17 protein-coding genes are annotated in these 16,351 nt (G+C 69.8%); 6 read left to right on the forward strand and 11 right to left on the reverse strand.

The features are described from left to right. Positions 1 to 169: 169 nt before the first annotated feature. A complete protein-coding gene (locus E6G06_19175; GenBank protein TML86891.1) occupies positions 170 to 1,681 on the reverse strand; it encodes a PDZ domain-containing protein in 1,512 nt (503 codons plus the stop codon). Between E6G06_19175 and E6G06_19180 the strand changes: the two genes are divergently transcribed. Further along, positions 1,599 to 1,832: a WhiB family transcriptional regulator gene (locus E6G06_19180; GenBank protein TML86892.1), complete on the forward strand. Its 234-nt coding sequence runs from the start codon at positions 1,599 to 1,601 to the stop codon at positions 1,830 to 1,832. The two genes, E6G06_19175 and E6G06_19180, sit on opposite strands and share 83 nt — an antisense overlap. A gap of 14 nt (positions 1,833 to 1,846) precedes the next feature. Here E6G06_19180 and E6G06_19185 read toward each other — a convergent pair whose 3' ends face one another. From E6G06_19185 to E6G06_19205, 5 genes are read right to left on the reverse strand one after another with little or no spacing between them, the layout of a single operon-like run. Further along, positions 1,847 to 2,842, reverse strand: coding sequence for a hypothetical protein (locus tag E6G06_19185; protein ID TML86893.1), 996 nt, complete (start codon positions 2,840 to 2,842; stop codon positions 1,847 to 1,849). Continuing rightward, complete coding sequence (locus tag E6G06_19190; GenBank protein TML86894.1) at positions 2,839 to 3,342, reverse strand: hypothetical protein; 504 nt, start codon at positions 3,340 to 3,342, stop codon at positions 2,839 to 2,841. The genes E6G06_19185 and E6G06_19190 overlap by 4 nt, the downstream gene beginning before the upstream one ends. Further along, complete coding sequence (locus E6G06_19195; protein ID TML86895.1) at positions 3,339 to 3,839, reverse strand: sigma-70 family RNA polymerase sigma factor; 501 nt, start codon at positions 3,837 to 3,839, stop codon at positions 3,339 to 3,341. Before E6G06_19195 ends, E6G06_19190 begins: the two co-directional genes overlap by 4 nt. 33 nt (positions 3,840 to 3,872) lie before the next feature. After that, positions 3,873 to 4,118: a twin-arginine translocase TatA/TatE family subunit gene (locus tag E6G06_19200; protein ID TML86896.1), complete on the reverse strand. Its 246-nt coding sequence runs from the start codon at positions 4,116 to 4,118 to the stop codon at positions 3,873 to 3,875. Continuing rightward, positions 4,115 to 5,113, reverse strand: a complete 999-nt coding sequence (locus E6G06_19205) for an LLM class flavin-dependent oxidoreductase (protein ID TML86897.1) — start codon at positions 5,111 to 5,113, stop codon at positions 4,115 to 4,117. The genes E6G06_19200 and E6G06_19205 overlap by 4 nt, the downstream gene beginning before the upstream one ends. Before the next feature lie 89 nt (positions 5,114 to 5,202). Here E6G06_19205 and E6G06_19210 point away from each other — a divergent pair, with 89 nt between their 5' ends. Next, positions 5,203 to 6,015, forward strand: a complete 813-nt coding sequence (locus E6G06_19210; protein TML86898.1) for a hypothetical protein — start codon at positions 5,203 to 5,205, stop codon at positions 6,013 to 6,015. Here the strand turns inward: E6G06_19210 and E6G06_19215 are convergent. Next, on the reverse strand, positions 6,012 to 6,392 hold the full coding sequence (locus E6G06_19215) for a WhiB family transcriptional regulator (protein TML86899.1): 381 nt from the start codon (positions 6,390 to 6,392) through the stop codon (positions 6,012 to 6,014). The genes E6G06_19210 and E6G06_19215 overlap by 4 nt on opposite strands. A 192-nt stretch (positions 6,393 to 6,584) precedes the next feature. Here E6G06_19215 and E6G06_19220 point away from each other — a divergent pair, with 192 nt between their 5' ends. Beyond that, a complete protein-coding gene (locus tag E6G06_19220; GenBank protein ID TML86900.1) occupies positions 6,585 to 7,055 on the forward strand; it encodes a hypothetical protein in 471 nt (156 codons plus the stop codon). On the opposite strand, the gene E6G06_19225 is transcribed toward E6G06_19220, so the two are convergent. From E6G06_19225 to E6G06_19235, 3 genes are all read right to left on the reverse strand, one after another. Then, entirely contained in the window at positions 7,047 to 9,065 is a 2,019-nt protein-coding gene (locus E6G06_19225) for a hypothetical protein (GenBank protein TML86901.1), read from the reverse strand. The two genes, E6G06_19220 and E6G06_19225, sit on opposite strands and share 9 nt — an antisense overlap. Positions 9,066 to 9,119: 54 nt before the next feature. Next, positions 9,120 to 9,380: a hypothetical protein gene (locus E6G06_19230; GenBank protein TML86902.1), complete on the reverse strand. Its 261-nt coding sequence runs from the start codon at positions 9,378 to 9,380 to the stop codon at positions 9,120 to 9,122. A gap of 150 nt (positions 9,381 to 9,530) precedes the next feature. Further along, entirely contained in the window at positions 9,531 to 10,931 is a 1,401-nt protein-coding gene (locus E6G06_19235) for a magnesium chelatase (protein TML86903.1), read from the reverse strand. Between E6G06_19235 and E6G06_19240 the strand changes: the two genes are divergently transcribed. The 3 genes from E6G06_19240 to E6G06_19250 are packed head-to-tail and all read left to right on the forward strand — an operon-like array spanning position 10,837 to position 15,593. Continuing rightward, on the forward strand, positions 10,837 to 13,098 hold the full coding sequence (locus E6G06_19240) for a hypothetical protein (protein ID TML86904.1): 2,262 nt from the start codon (positions 10,837 to 10,839) through the stop codon (positions 13,096 to 13,098). The genes E6G06_19235 and E6G06_19240 overlap by 95 nt on opposite strands. A gap of 36 nt (positions 13,099 to 13,134) precedes the next feature. After that, a complete protein-coding gene (locus tag E6G06_19245; protein TML86905.1) occupies positions 13,135 to 14,874 on the forward strand; it encodes a succinate dehydrogenase flavoprotein subunit in 1,740 nt (579 codons plus the stop codon). Continuing rightward, positions 14,874 to 15,593, forward strand: a complete 720-nt coding sequence (locus E6G06_19250) for a succinate dehydrogenase iron-sulfur subunit (GenBank protein ID TML86906.1) — start codon at positions 14,874 to 14,876, stop codon at positions 15,591 to 15,593. The genes E6G06_19245 and E6G06_19250 overlap by 1 nt, the downstream gene beginning before the upstream one ends. Here the strand turns inward: E6G06_19250 and E6G06_19255 are convergent. Then, positions 15,562 to 16,344 (reverse strand): CBS domain-containing protein, encoded by a 783-nt coding sequence (locus E6G06_19255; GenBank protein ID TML86907.1) that lies wholly within the window; start codon positions 16,342 to 16,344, stop codon positions 15,562 to 15,564. The two genes, E6G06_19250 and E6G06_19255, sit on opposite strands and share 32 nt — an antisense overlap. Positions 16,345 to 16,351 lie beyond the last annotated feature (7 nt).

Genomic DNA, 16,351 nt, shown 5'->3' on the forward strand with positions numbered 1-16,351 from the left:
TCAACCGCACCCTCTTGGCCGAGTGGGCTTACGCGCGCACGTGGACCTCAGAGGGCCGACGAGTCCGTGCCCTTGTGCGCTGGCTGCACATCTACAACCATCACCGACACCACACCGCGATCGGTGGCCCGCCCATGCACCGCGTCGGCAACGTAGCTAGGCACTACACCTAGCGACCCCCTGACGTCGCCGAGCCCAGCTCGACATTCGCCGACTGGTCGCCGGCCCCCCGCTTCCACCTCAGCTCGACCCGATCACCGGGCTTGTGCTTGCGGACCGCGGTGGTGAGGTCGGTGGCGGAGGAGATGTCGTCGGTCCCGATGCCGACGATGACGTCGCCTTGCCGCACACCGGCGCGCTCCGCAGCCGAACCCGCGGTCACGTCGATCACGAGCGCGCCCTTCGACGTCTCGAGGCCGTAGCGCGCCCGCACCGCCTCGTCGACAGGAATCGTGCTCAGACCGAGGAACGCGCTCGTCCCGTTGCCTGTACGGAGCTCTTCGATCCGGGGCTTGATCGTGTCGATCGCGATGGCGAAACCGATGTTCTGGGCGACCGCGTCGCTACCGGTCTGCTGCAGCACCGCCGTGTTGATACCGATGACCTGTCCGTCCGCGTTGACCAGCGGCCCACCGGAGTTCCCGGGGTTGATCGCCGCATCGGTCTGGATGAGGTGCTCGAGGCGATCGCTACGGGTGCCGATCGTGCGGTCGAGGGCGGACACGATCCCCTCGGTCACGGTCGGACCGCCCGGCAGGGCCAACGCGTTGCCGATGGCGACGACCGAGTCGCCCACCCGGAGCGCGGACGAGCGACCGAGGTCGACCGTGGGGAGGTCGCGTACGTCTCGGATCTTGATCAGCGCGAGGTCGGCCACAGGGTCGGTGCCGACGAGATCCGCGTCCTTGGTCTCGCCGTTCGCCAGCTTCACCTTGATCGAGTTGGCGTTGCCGACGACGTGGGCGTTGGTGAGCGCCTCGCCGCCGGACGTGATGATCATCCCGGTACCCGCGCCCTGACTGGGCACGACGTTGAAGAACTCGTCTTGCTGAAAGCCCCGCGTGCTGATGGCCACGACGGCCGGCTGCACCCGACTCAGGATCCCCTGGATGTCGCGCGGCTTGGCGAAACGGCTGGTGTTGCGGCCGAACGTGACGACCTGCGGAGCCGGCGAGTCGTCGCGCGTCGCGTACACGATGCCCCCACCGACCAGCGCGCCCACGACCGCACCGACGAGCGCGGCGACGAGCCAGGTCTGGCGCGGTCCGCGACGGGGGTCGGCCGACGGGGCGAACGGCAGGGCGGGAGTCGCCGCGGGTGGCGGCTCGTACGGTGGCTCGGAGGTCGGCTCGGTCGCGAGCGGCAGGGTTCGGGTGGGATCGAACGGCGTCTCCCGAATCCGCGCGTCACCTGACTGCGGCTCTCCTGGCTCGGTTTCGCCCGCCTGGTCGCCCGCCTCGTCACCGGTCACAGCAGCAAACCAACGCCGGTCCAGGATCGTCTGTTCCTCCGTACCCCCTCCGGGGAACCACTCACCGCACGCCCCCGTTGAGAGGTGAGGGAGAGAGGAAGGCCGCGAGCCGATGAGCACCAACTGGATGGGCCAGGGGAACTGTCGTGACCATCCGCCGTCGACGTTCTTCCCCAGCGACGGCGTCGGGGTCGAGTTGGCCCGACGCATCTGTGCGACCTGCCCGGTGCAGGCGCCCTGCCTCGAGTACGCGCTGCGGAACCGCGTCGACCACGGAGTGTGGGGTGGTACCTCGGAACGCGAGCGGCGGCGCATCGCCCGCAAACGGCGGCTCGCCCACACCGCCAACGGCCACGCCTGACGCCTCACCCGACCTCACCGGTCGTCGGTGAAGGTCGCCACCAGCGAACGGCACGCCTGCCGGAACCGGTAGGCAACCGACGGGCCGGACGAGCCCTTCACGGTGCGGATGGCACCCACCACGTCGTCGTAGGGGGCGTCGGCCACCACGGTGTAGACGGTGCGACCCGCCTGCCACAGGATGAGCTGGCCGCCCGGCCACGTGTAGTGCCAGCCCTTCGCGCCTGCGATCCGCACCGGCCTCCCCCCTCGGGGGGCCGCCTTCGAACCCAGTCGGCCTCGCTGCTCGAACACTGACAGGTCGTAGATGCCGTCGCTGTAGACCACCTGGACGACGTCCCCCTGCCGGAACGCCCCGGTGCGCCGGTAGCCGTCGCCGAGCACGACGGGTGCCGAGTAGGCACCGTGCAGCTCGTCGACCGCTACCGAGCGCAGCGCCCGGGTGGCCGTGCTCACGGGCCGCGGCAACGGCGGCGCGGCGGCATCGATTCGGAGCTCACGAAAGCCCACCGAGCGCTGAATCCGGCCCCTGTCGTCGAACTGCTCCCGGCGCAGCAACAACCCGAAGAACTGCTCGACGTACAGGCGCTCGCGCACCCGCTCGCCGCGCCGGATGTCGACGATGATCGTGTCGTACCCGAGCATCTTGGGGCCGACCGACACCCGCTGCTCGTACTTCGTGCCGCTGTCGGGCCGGCTCAGGCGCGCGAACGCGGCGGGCCACAGCACGTCCCACGCCGCGTCCTCGTGCACGAGGCGGGCCTGGTCCAGCGCCATGAGCGGGGTCGGCCCGCCGAAGAGCAGCACACCGCCCGCGGCCTTGACCGTGAGTTGGCGCTCCCGCATCACCTTGCCGTCGCGCCACACGACGTCGACCACACCCGAGAACGACGACGCCTGGGCCGAACGGCGCGCCTGATCGAGGGCGGTCTCGGAGTCGGCCGCAACCGGTCCGGCCGCCGCGCCTCCCACGATGACCGCGAGAGCGGCCGCCCCTACGAGCGCCTTCACGGCCGGAAGCTCACCGGCACGCCCGCGGTCGCCAACTGGCTGACCGGATCGCCATCGACCGAGGCGGTGACGGCATGGGTGCGGATGAGTGTCGCGACGGCGGGCTTCACCGGCGCCTCACGCGCCGGCAGGACCCCCATGAAGGCCACCGACGCAGCGGCAGCCGCCGCCAGCGACGCCGCCGCCCAACGCCGCCGTCGCGGGGTATCGAGCAGTCGCTCGTAGAAGCCGAACGGTGGGTCGACGGGCGGCAGCCCGCGCACCCACGAACGAGCCATCTCCACCTGTCGAAGCTCGGCTGCGCAGGCCGGACAGCCGGCCAGGTGAGCCCGCACGACCTGCTCGTCCGCCGCCGCCAGCTGGGCGTCGAGCAGGGCGCTGAGGGCCTCGGCCGCGTGGGGACCGGCTCCACCCATGGACCGGTCTCCCGCACCGGCTCCACCCATGGACCGGTCTCCCGGACCGGCTCCACCCATGGACCGGTCTCCCGGACCGGTCATGCGAGCCCCTCCCGTAGCTGACGCCGGCCGCGGTGGATGCGGCTCCGCACCGTGCCGACCGGGATGCCGAGAGCCTCGCCGATCTCCTCGTAGGACAAGCCCACGACGTCGCACAGGACGACCGCGGCCCGGTACTCGTCTGGCAAATGGGTCAACGCGGCCTGCACCTCGTCGGAGATGGACTCGGCCGCCGACGTCTCGTCCGCGCCGATTGCGGGAGGCACGGCGCGGTCGGGGTCGTCGGGCAGCGCGTCGAGCGGCCGGCGCCGGCGCCGCCGGAGATCGTCGAGGAAGGCGTTGGTCGTGATCCTGCTCAACCAGCCCTCCAGCGAGCCCGGGCGGTACGTCTCGAGGCCCCGTCGAACCCGAAGCAGCACGTCTTGTACGAGATCTTGCGCATCGTCGTCATTGCCGGTCAGGCGATAGGCCACCGTGTAGAGGAACCGCCCGTAGGTCCGGGCGACCTCCTCCCAGGTGGGTATCCCGTCATCCGCCATGACAACGACGGCCCGTAGCCGTCGGTTCCCGGCTTATGCGGGATTGCCGTCTTTGGGAGCTTTGGTCTCGCGCTCGGCCAGCATCGCGTCGAGCTCGGCCCGCGTCATGGTGATCTTCTCGTCGGCCGGTGGAGGCGGCTCGTCGTTGTCGCGCAGGCCCTTCTTGAACTCCCGTTGGGCCTCGCCCATCGACCGGGCCAGCTTCGGGAGCTTGGCCGCGCCGAAGAGCAGCAGCACGATCACGAGGAGGATGATCATTTCGGTTGGTCCGAAATTCATGGTGCGCCCAGGCTACAGGCCGCGGCGACCATCTCCACGTCGTCGGGACTGGCCACGACGAACGGGAGGGCACCCGCTCCCACGATGAGGGTCGAGACTCCGAGCCCTCGCCACCGTTGCAATTGCTCGCGCACCTCCTCGACCGTGCCGACCAGACGGCCCTGGCGCCACTCGGCGAGCGGAACGCTGTCGAGCACACCCGCCGGCGTGAGCCGCTGCAGGCGCTCGTAGCGGCGGGCGAGGTCCGATGCTGTCTCGCCGACCAGCGCGAAGAGCCCGAGCGACCGCGCGACCTCGACGGGGTCGCGACCCGCACGCTCGCAGGCAACGTCGAGGAACCTGGCGCGCCGGCGGTAGTCGTCGAAGGTCCAGCTCCACACCGTGTTCCAGCCGTCGGCGTGGGCGGCGCACACCCGGAGCAGCGCGTCACCCTTGCCGCCGACCCAGATCGGCTGGCGCGGCCGCTGTCGCGCCTGCGGGCGCACGCGCGCTCCGTCCACCTGGTAGTGCCGGCCCCGGAACGTGACCTCGTCGCCGGTGAGCAGCCGGTTCACGATCTGGACCACCTCGGCGAGCTGAGCTACGCGCACGCCCGGTCGCTCGAACCGGATGCCGGCCGCCGCGTACTCGCGCTCGTACCAACCCGCGCCGAGGCCCACCGTGACCCGCCCTCCACTCATCACGTCGAGGGTGGCGAGCGCCTTGGCCAGCACCAGCGGCGGACGGAGCTGGGCGCAGAGCACGAGCGTCCCCAGTCGCACGCGCGACGTGGCGCGCGCGAGCGCTCCCAGCACCACGATCGGGTCGTAGACGCCGTGCTCTCCGGGCGGGCCGCCGTACTTCTCGATGCTGAAGAAGAGGTGATCGGCGACCCAGACCGAGCCGAACCCGAGCGCCTCGGCCTTCGCGGCCCAGTGCAGCACCGTGCGCCAGCGCAGCGGCTGCTCGCCCGGCACCGAGAAGTCGAACTGCGGCAGAGCGAGCCCGATGTCCATGGGGTGCGCGAGCGTAGAGCGAGAGGCGAACCGGAGGTCTGGAGAGACGGGGTGTCCTTCCGGGCACGTAGCCACAGGGAGCCGAGCGGGTGCTCGAGTGCGTGATCAACGTGAGCGAGGGTCGTCGCGACAGCGCCATCGCGGCGGTGGCGGCTGCAGCCGGCGCATGCCTCCTCGACGTGCACACCGACCCCCACCACCACAGGTCGGTGCTCACGCTCGCGGGTGCCGGCGTCGAGGCGGCCGCCCGTGCGCTCTCGTTCATGGCGGTGTCGGTCGTCGACCTGCGGTCGCACCGCGGCGTGCACCCGAGGCTCGGGGCGGTCGACGTGGTCCCGTTCGTGCCCCTCGGCGCGACGACCCCGGCCGACGCGCGCGCCGCGCAGGTGCGTTTCGCAGGGTGGATGAGCGACGCGCTCGGGGTGCCGTGCTTCCTGTACGGCGCCCACATCTCGTTGCCCGAGGTGCGGCGCCGGGCGTTCCGCACCCTGTGGCCGGGCACGGGCCCCGTGCTCCCGCACCCGAGCGCAGGTGCCACGTGCGTCGGCACCCGTCCCGTCCTCGTCGCGTACAACGTCTGGCTCCGCGAGGGGACGAGCCGGGCCGTCGCCCGGGCGATCGCGTCGGCTGTGCGCGGCCCGGTCGTGCGATCACTCGCGCTCGGTGTCGGCGACCACGTGCAGGTGTCGATGAACCTGATCGACCCCGTCGAGGTCGGCCCCGCCCAGGCCTACGACGAGGTGGCTCGCCACGCCCGGGCGCTCGGGACCGGAGTCGTTCGCGCCGAGGTGGTGGGCCTGCTGCCCAGGGGTGTGCTCGCGGCCGTGCCGAGGGCACGGTGGAAGGAGCTCGACCTCGATCCCGCGCGCACCATCGAGGCGCGGCTGGGGCGGGCGCCCTAAGCGGACGCCGCGCCGGTCGGGCCGAGGCCCCGGCGGGCCAGCGCGCGGGCCCGGCGCAGGCGGCGCCGCTCGCGTTCGCTCATTCCCCCCCAGATGCCGAACTTCTCGCCGTTGGTCAACGCGTACTCGAGGCAGGCCTCGCGCACGACGCACCCGCGGCAGACCTCCTTGGCCTCCCGCGTCGACGCGCCGCGCTCGGGGAAGAAGAGGTCGGGGTCGACGCCCAGGCAGTTCGCCTGGTCGTGCCACGACCGCTCCTCGGGCGGTTGATCGGGCTGGGCCCGATGCTGCAGGACCGAGCTCGCCGGCGTGCTCCCCGCGCGCAGGGCGTTCTGGCTCTGCATCGCATTCTGGGGCATCGCATTTTGGGCTGGCATCGGTGGCGCCTCCCCTCGATCGGCTGATGGCACCGATGTAATTACAACGGTGTGATCATCCCCCGATCGGAGGGTCTTTGCAAGCTGAAACCCGAGTCTCGCGCGCGAATCGTGAGTAAGTGAGCACAGAGAGCGTTTTTTCGCTCGAAGACGGTGCAGTGCGAGACCGGTGACAGCCGTAGGGTGACGGCCGTGCGGGTTGAGGCCGTGCGGGGCGACATCACGCAGGAGCACGTCGACGCGATCGTGAACGCCGCCAACCAGGCCCTGGCCGGGGGTGGTGGGGTCGACGGCGCGATCCACCGGGCGGCCGGCGCCCGCGAGCTGCACGAGGCGTGCGCCGCGCTCGGCGGCTGCGCCACCGGCGAGGCCAAGGCGACACCCGGCTTCGGGCTGGCCGCCCGCTGGATCATCCATGCGGTCGGGCCGCGCTACCGCGACGGTCGCCACGGCGNNGAGGTCGCGGAGGAGCTCGGCGCGAAGTCGATCGCGTTCCCCGCCATCTCGACGGGCATCTACGGCTATCCACCCGAGGAGGCCGCCACCGTCGCCGTCGACACCATCCGCACCACCCCGACCACCGTCGACGTGGTGCGGTTGGTCGCGTTCGACGAGCGCACCCTGCACCTCTACGAGCAGCGCCTGGCGCGCGGGTCAGGCTGAGCGCGGGCCGCGTCGCTGCATGGCGCGACGCTGCTCGATGAAGTCCACCAGCACGTAGTTGCCGAGCGTCTCCGGCGTGGTGAAGAACGCTCGCCCGCGGTTGAGCTGGGTGAGGCGTTCGACGAAGTCGCGCAGGTAGCTGGTGGCGTCGAGCATGAACGTGTTGATGCGCACACCGTCGCGCGTGCAGCGGGCCACCTCCTTCAGGGTGGCGTCGACCGTCTCGCGCACGGGTGGGTAGTTGAAGAAGACGTCACCGTTGGCCTGGATGTGAGCCGTAGGCTCGCCGTCGGTGATCATGATGATCTGCTTCGAGCCGGTCTGACGGGCCAGCATGCGCCGGCTGAGCAGGAACGCGTGCTGCATGTTCGTGCCGTAGACGAAGTCCCATGACACCTCGGGCAGCTGCTGCGGCTTGAGCTCGCGCGCCACCTCGCTGAATCCGACGATGCCAAGGAAGTCGCGCGGGAATTGCGACGAGATGAGCGAGTGCAACGCCATCGCGACCTTCTTCGCCGCGAGGAAGTTGTCGCGCATGGGCATCGAGAGCGACAGGTCGAGCATGAGCACGGTGCTCGACTGCGTGAGCGTCTCGGTGCGCTCGACCTCGAAGTCGTCGGGTTGGAGGCGCACCGGTGTGCCACGACCTTGCCGCTGGATCGCGTTGCGCACGGTGCGTTCGATGTGGAGGTTGAACGGATCGCCGAACTCGTAGCCCTTCGTCTCGTACGCCCGCTCGTGGCCGACACCCGTCCGGTCGACCTCGTGACGCCCGATCCGATCGTGGGAGAGCTTGTCGAACAGGTCGGAGAGCGCGTTCTGGCCGATGCGCCTCATCCCGCGGGGCGTGAGCTCGAAGCGGCCCTCCCGCTGCTCGATCAGCCCCGCCTCCTCGAGCATCCGGGCCAGCTCCGCCAACCGCTCGAGGCTGCGCGCCGCGTCGTCGCCGAGCAGGTTGCGCGCCGCGTCGAGGTCGACCTCGGCCAGCGCACCGGGTGATGTCGCCGAGCGCAGCAGGTTCTCGAGCTGGTCGATGTCGCCCAGCTGGTCCATGAGCTGCGCCGCCTCGGCGAAGCCCAACGGGTCCTGGCCCGAGAACTGGTACCGCTTGTCCCAGCCGGCTTGCGGAAAGGCCTGGCGCAGGTGGTCGGACAGTTGGTCGACCTGCCACCGCAGGTCCATGTCCTCGAGCAGCTGTTGCGCGAGCCCCTGGAGCTGCGCCCGCTGCTCGGGCGTCATCGAGTTGAGCATCGCCTGCATGGCCGCCATCTGCTCGGCCATCTGCTCGAGGAGCTCGTCGAGGTTCTGCGGGTTCCCCGGGAAGAAATCGCCGAACTCGGCCATGAAGCGCTCGAACGCGGGCTGGGTGTCCTGGCCGGCCTCGCGCATCTCGAGCAGCTGGTTGAGCGCGCTGAACATGTCCTTCATGCGCGCCATGTGCTCGGGGCTCACGTCGCTCATCGCCCCGGCCATCTGGTTGAAGTAGCTCTGCATGAGCTGTTGCTTGAGCTTGTCGACCAGCTCGTCGAAGCGTTCCCGCGCCTCCGAGGAGGTGAAGTCGTAGTCGCTCAGCTCCCGCACCATGCCGGCCAGGTCGGGCGGCAGCATGTCGAGTTGGGCGCGACGCTCGGACGCCACCTGCTCGGTGATCTCGCGCCGGCGTTCGTCGCCCGAGTCGCGCGCCTCCTGCTCGAGCTCGTCGATGCCCGAGCGCTCCATCTCGACCACGTCGCGCAGCTCCTGGGCGATGTCGTCGTAGACCCCGCCGAGGTCGTAGCGCTCGAGCTCGTCGCGCCGCCGCCTGCGGAGACGCTCGAGCAACTCGCGGATGCCGGCGAGTCGCTCGCCGTTCTGGTCGCGGAAGCCCGATTGGAGCATGCGACGCAGGGCCGCGTTGAGGTCACCGTGGTACAGCAGGTCGTCGGTGATCTCGGCGAGGACGCTGTCGGCATCGAGCTCGAAGCCGACCTGGGTGCCGTCCCAGCGTGAGTAGTGGAAGCCCCGGGGCATGGCCTCAGGGTAGGCGATGCCTCCGCGTACGGTCTGGTGGGGCAGGGATGGCGGCTACGCCTGGGAGGCCTGGGTCTGGGCCTGCGTGATCGTCCACTTGTGCCCGCACTCGGTGCAGTGCTCGTACATGATGCGGTCGACCATGTCGATGTGGTCGAGGTACCCGCGACCGTTGCACTCCGGGCAGCGGCTCGGGCGGCCCCACTCGAGCCTGGGCTTCGGCGGCGTCTCGCCCCCGAGCTCCGCAGCCGTCAGGTCGACGGTGTGTTGGGAGCCGTCCGCGCGCATCTGCCGGGCAGCCTGCAAACGGTCCATCAGCCCCACTCCGATCCCCCTCCTTCGATCCTGCGCACTCCGGTTCCGCCACTGAGTGTAGGGCAAAGGGCCCTGGCCGCGCGCATGGTCGGGCGGTTTTTTCGGGCACGAAAGTCGCCTGGACACGCACGGGCCGTGCTCATCGCGCGGCTAGCCGCGACCGCGGTACGTTGCGCGAGCGCCCACGGCCTCCTTGTTCAAACGCTTCGAGAGATGCAGGCCCTCGAGCACGAACTCGACCGCGCTGGCGATGGCGGCCGGCGTCTCGCTCCCGGCCAGCTCGGTGACCGACGCGCGCAGCGCGGGGAGCCGGGACAGGGAGTCGACGTAGTCCTTCGACGGCACATCGTCGCCCGCGTGGATCACCGTGCCCTCGTCGAAGACGAGCAGCAGCTCGGAGAACCGCTCGATCGGGCAACGCGCCTTGAACACGGTGAGCACCGCCGCCTTGATGAGGCGCTCGACGACGGCTTCGTCGCGCCCGTCCTCGAGGCTCTCGATCTCGACCTTCCCCGCGGTGGACGCGGCGAGCGCCTCGAGGTCACTCACGCGCGGCACCACGTCGGGCTCGCCGAGCCGCAGCGCGCGACGCGTCGCGTTGGCAACGAGCGTCTCGTAGTTTGCGATCGAGAGCCGAACGGACACGCCCGAGCGCTGGTTGACGTGGGGGCTGGACCGGGCCAGGTGGGTCAGCGTGGCCACGACCTCCGACATGAAGTCGGGCACCTGCACCCGCAGTGCGCTCTGGTCGAGCGCGTGTGCCTCTTGGCGCACGACGGCGAGCTCGGTCTCGACGTCGAGCGGGTAGTGCGTGCGGATCTGAGCCCCGAACCGGTCCTTGAGCGGCGTGATGATGCGGCCCCGGTTGGTGTAGTCCTCGGGGTTGGCCGACGCGACGAGCATCACGTCGAGGGGCAGCCGGATCTTGTAGCCACGGACCTGCACGTCGCGCTCCTCCAGCACGTTGAGCAGCCCGACCTGGATGCGCTCGGCGAGGTCGGGCAGCTCGTTGATGGCGAAGATGCCGCGATTCGTGCGGGGGACCAGGCCGTAGTGGAGCGTGAGCTCGTCGGAGAGATAGCGACCCTCGGCCACCTTGATGGGGTCGACCTCACCGATCAGGTCGGCGATCGACGTGTCGGGAGTGGCGAGCTTCTCGCCGAAGCGGGTGTCGCGGTGCACCCACTCGATCGAGGTGTCGTCGCCGTGCTCGCGTATGACGTCGCGCGCGTGTCGCGAGACCGGGGCGAACGGGTTGTCGTTGATCTCCGAGCCGGCGACGATCGGCAGCCATTCGTCGAGCAGAGCGGTCAGCGCGCGGATCATGCGTGTCTTGGCCTGGCCGCGTTCGCCGAGAAAGATCACGTCGTGCCCCGCGAGGAGCGCGTTCTCCAGCTGGGGGAGCACGCTGTCGTCGAAACCGATCACGCCGGCGACCAATGGCTCGCCCGACGCGATGCGCGCGGCCGCGTTGCGCCGCACCTCTTCCTTGACGGGCACGGACTCCCAACCCGACTCGCGCAGCTGTCCGAGGGTGGCGGGGCGAGACATGGCGCCAAAGCTACCCTCGGCTCGACGGCTACGTTCCGGCGCTAGCCTGCGGGCCGTGGACCTGTCGGGCACCTGGCGGGCGCAGGTGGCCGACGACGACCTTCGCCGGGCGTTCCCCAGCGGCGAGCTGGACGACTCCGGGTGGCCCGAAGTCGACGTTCCCGGCCACTGGCGCTCGTCGCCCGCGTTCGCGGAGGAAGACGGCCCCGTGCTCTACCGTCGGCAGTTCGACTTCCCGCGGCCGGCGCCGGACCGGCGGGTCTGGCTCACCCTCGAGGGGCTCTTCTACCTGGGCGACGTCTGGCTCGACGGCGCCTACGTCGGCGACACCGAGGGCTACTTCTTCCCCCACACGTTCGACGTCACCCAGGCGATGCTCGAGCGTCGGGAGCATCGCCTGGCCGTCGAGGTCACCTGCTCCCCGTCGAAGGACCGCACCGCGAAGCGGAACATCACCGGCGTCTTCGAGCACTGGGACTGCCTCGACCCCGACTGGAACCCCGGAGGCATCTGGCGTCCGGTCCGCCTGCACGACACGGGGACGGTACGCATCACCCGGCTGCGCACGCTGTGTCGCGAGGCCACCGAAGTGCGCGCCGTCGTCGGGTTCACCGCGGAGCTCGACGCGGCGGAAGCGACAACCGTGACGCTGCGCACGACGATTGGTGGCACCGACCACGAGGTCGAGCACCCGCTGGCGACCGGCGCCAACAAGGTCGAGTGGACCGTCACCGTCGCGCGACCCGCCCTCTGGTGGCCTCACGCCCTCGGCGGGCAACCGCTGTGCGACGTGGCCGTCGAGGTGCTCACCGAGCCGAACGAGTTGAGCGACCGGCGCGCCTTTCGCACCGGGCTGCGCCAGGTCCAGATGAAGCGCTGGGTGCTGTCGGTGAACGGTGAGCGCCTCTTCGTCAAGGGATCGAACCAGGGACCGACGCGCATGGCGCTCGCCGACGCGACGCCGGCCGAGCTCGCGACCGACGTGCGACTGGCCAAGGAGGCGGGCCTCGACCTGTTGCGCGTCCACGGGCACGTGACGCGAGCCGAGCTCTACGACGCCGCCGACGAGGCGGGGCTGCTGTTGTGGCAGGACATGCCGCTGCAATGGGGGTACGCGCGGGGGATCCGCAAGCAGGCCGCCCGCCAGGCGCGCGAGGCCGTCGATCTGCTCGGCCACCACCCGTCGGTCGCCCTGTGGTGTGGCCACAACGAGCCGCTCACCCTCGACCCCGAGCAGGGCGTGCGCCTGGGCCGGCTCGTGGCGTCGATGGAGCTGCCCACGTGGAACAAGACCGTCCTCGACCATTCGGTGAGCCGGGCCCTCGAGACGGCGGACCCCACGCGGCCGGTGATCGCCCACTCGGGCGTCTGGCCCAGCCTCGGCTCGGGTGGCACCGACGCGCACCTCTACTTCGGTTGGTACCACGGGGACGAGCGCGACCTGCCCCGGTTCCTGGCTGCGTGGCCCCGGTTCGCCCGCTTCGTGTCGGAGTTCGGCGCCCAGGCCGTGCCGACGAGCGACGGGTTCATGGAGCCCGACCGGTGGCCCGACCTCGACTGGGACCGGTTGCGTCACACGCACTCCCTGCAGAAGGCGATCTTCGTCCGCTTCGTCCCCCCGGCCGACTACCGCACGCTCGACGCGTGGCGGCAGGCGACCCAGCACTACCAGGCCGCGGTGATCAAGCACCACGTCGAGACCCTGCGGCGCCTGAAGTACCGGCCGACGGGCGGCTTCTGCCACTTCTGCTTCGCCGACGGGCACCCCGCGGTGACGTGGTCGGTGCTCGACCACCAACGGGTGCCCAAGGCCGGTCACCTGGCGCTGCAGGAGGCGTGCGCGCCCGTGATCGTCGTGGCCGACCGCCCGGCCGCCACCTACGCACCGGGCGATCCCATCACCCTCGACGTGCACGTCGTCAGCGACCTGCGCGCCACGCTCGACGGAGTGCGCGTCCAGGCCCGCCTCCGATGGGCCGGTGGCGACCACGCATGGGCGTGGGAAGGGGCGGTGGCCGCCGACAGCTGCGTGCTCGTGGGGACGGTGCAGGCCGTCGCGCCGGACGAGGAGGGCCCGCTCGTGCTCGACCTCGAGCTGGAGCACGAGAACGTCAAGACGTCGAACCGCTACGAGACCCTCATCGTCGAGGATCCTCTGCGTGGCTGATTTTCAGGTTGCCGGTCGCGATGGGAGGATGCGCACGTGAACGTCCACCACCACTCGTACGACGCCGTCATCGTCGGCGCGGGAGGCGCCGGCCTCCGGGCCGCCATCGAGACGGCCGGGAAGTGTCACACCGCGGTGCTCACCAAGCTCTACCCGACGCGCTCGCACACGGGCGCGGCGCAGGGAGGCATGTGCGCGGCGCTGGCCAACGTCGAGGACGACTCGTGGGAGTGGCACCTGTTCGACACGGTGAAGGGTGGCGACTACCTCGTCGACCAACCTGCGGCCGAGGTGATGTGCCGAGAGGCGATCGACGCGGTGATCGAGCTCGAGCACTTCGGGATGCCGTTCAACCGCACGCCCGAGGGCAAGATCGACCAGCGCCGCTTCGGGGGCCACACCCGGAACCACGGCGAGGCGCCGGTCCGCCGCTCGTGCTACTCCGCCGACCGCACGGGCCACATGATCCTGCAGACGCTCTTCCAGCAGTGCGTCGCCCGCGGCGTCAACTTCTTCAACGAGTTCCAGGTCCTCGACATCGCGTTCGTCGACGGGCGCGTGGCGGCGGTCGTCGCGTACGAGCTGGCCACCGGCGACCTCCACGTCTTCAACACCAAGGGAGTGCTCTTCGCGACCGGTGGCTACGGCAAGATGTTCAAGATCTCCTCCAACGCCCACACGCTAACGGGCGACGGACCGGGGTTGCTGTACCGGCGCGGCATCCCCATGGAGGACATGGAGTTCTTCCAGTTCCACCCCACCGGCATCTACAAGCTCGGGATCCTCCTGTCGGAGGCAGCGCGCGCCGAGGGCGGCATCCTGCGCAACTCCGAGAACGAGCGCTTCATGGAGCGCTACGCGCCGACCATCAAGGACCTGGCACCCCGCGACATGGTGTCGCGCTGCATCCTCACCGAGATCCGCGCCGGTCGCGGCATCGGGCCCGACGGCGACTACGTGCACCTCGACCTCACGCACCTCGCCCCCGAGTTCATCGACGCCAAGCTGCCCGACATCACCGACTTCGTACGCACCTACCTCGGGCTCGAGCCGAAGACTCAGCCCATCCCCATCCAACCGACCGCCCACTACGCGATGGGCGGCATCCCCACCAACATCAGAGGCGAGGTGGTCGTCGACGCCGACGACACGGTGTTCCCGGGTCTCTACGCCGCGGGTGAGTGCGCCTGCGTGTCTGTGCACGGGGCCAATCGCCTCGGCACCAACTCGCTGCTCGACATCGTCGTCTTCGGCCGGCGGGGAGGGCGGGCCATGGCCGACTACGTGACGAGCGTCGATCCCGCCGTCACTCCCAAGGGCGTCGAGGACGACGTCCGTGAACGCATCGCCAAGCTGAAGTCGTCGACCGGCGAAGAGCGGATCGTCGACATGCGCGACCTCCTGCAGGCGGAGATGACCGAGAAGGCATCGGTGTTCCGCACGGAGGAGACGCTGCAGTCGGTGCTCGACACGATCGAAGATCTGAAGGACCGGTACGAGCACGCCCACATCGACGACAAGGGCTCGACGTTCAACCTCGACCTGACGGAGGCGCTCGAGCTCGGGTACCTCATCGATCTGGCAGAGAGCCTGGTGATCGGAGCCATGGCCCGCACCGAGAGCCGGGGCGGCCACTTCCGCGACGACCATCCGACGCGCGACGACGCCAACTGGCTGAAGCACACGCTCGTGCGCCGGGCCGACGACGGCAAGGTCACCCTCGACTACAAGCCCGTGCAGCTCGGGCGTTACGAACCCATGGAGCGCAAATACTGATGCCCGAGCAAGACGACATCCGCGTCGAGCTGAAGGTGAAGCGCTTCAACCCCGAAGCCGACACCAAGCCGCACTGGCAGACGTTCGACGTCGAGGTGCGCCGCTTCCGATCGGTCGTGCTCGACGCGCTCCACGCCGCGAAGTGGCGCCACGACGGGACGCTGACGTTCCGCCGCTCGTGCGCCCACGGCGTCTGCGGGTCGGATGCGATGATCATCAACGGCGCCAACATGCTCGCCTGTCAGGCGCTCATCGACGACCTGGGCACCACCATCACGGTGGAGCCCATCCGCGGCCTGCCCGTCATCAAGGACCTCCTCGTCGACATGGAGCCGTTCTTCGAGCAGTACCGGTCGGTGATGCCCTATCTCGTCAACACGGGTGACCCGGGCTACAAGGAGCGCCGGCAGAGCCCCGAGGACCGCGCCCGCTTCGACGACACCACCAAGTGCATCCTCTGCGCGGCGTGCACGACGTCGTGCCCGATCTACTGGGGGAACTCGCAGTACGTGGGCCCCGCCGCGATCGTCAACGCCCACCGCTTCATCTTCGACTCGCGCGACGAGGCCGCCAACGACCGCCTCGACATCCTGAACGAGCGCTCCGGTGTCTGGCGCTGCCGCACCGCGTTCAACTGCTCCGAGGCCTGTCCCCGCGACATCAAGGTCACCCAGGCCATCGAAGAGGTCAAGCGGGCGATCCTGTACAACCGGGTCTGACCGTCCCGTCGTTGCGGCCCTCCGTCGCGACCGTAAGCGTGTGGATGGCCCCGGTGAGGTCGAGGATCTGCGTGGACAGCGTCAGCAGCTCCTCGTTCTGCTTCTCCTCGTACTGCACCATCTCCCACTGGTGGTCGGCCAGCGCCTGCCGTTTGGCATCCGCCCGGTTCTGGCTGATCATCACGAACGTGGCCAGGAAGATCGCCTCGAGCGAGACGATCATGGTCAACAAGCCGAACGGGTACTTCTCGAGGCGGAGCGCGATCCACACTGTGAACCACACCAGATGGAGGTAGACGAAGGGCATCGAACCGGCAAAGGCGGTGATGGTGTCGGCGAGCCGCGCCTGAACGCTCTGGCGGCGTTCCTCATCGACGCGACGAAGGGCAGGGTGCCGCAGCACGGGGTCTCGTATCGAGAGGATCCCGACGAGCCTGCCCCGTTCGACCACCGGTAGATGCCGGATGTGATGGTCCGACATGAGCTGGGCCGCGTCGGCCAGATCGGTCTTGGGTTGAACCGTGACCAGCTCGGTCGTCATCCTGTCGCCCACCGTGACGGCTGCCGGGTTGCCTCCATTGGCCACGAGGGTCACGAAATCGCGCTCGGTGATGATCCCCCTCGGAGCGTTCTCGGCCAGCACCACCACTGCCGAGATGCTGTGCTCCTGCAACAGCAGCGCCGCCTCCGAGAACGTGCTGTCCGCCTCGATGGTCACCACGTTCTTGCGCATGATGTCGACGACACGCATCACTCAA

The sequence above is a fragment of the Actinomycetota bacterium genome (assembly GCA_005888325.1).
GTDB lineage: Bacteria > Actinomycetota > Acidimicrobiia > Acidimicrobiales > AC-14 > AC-14.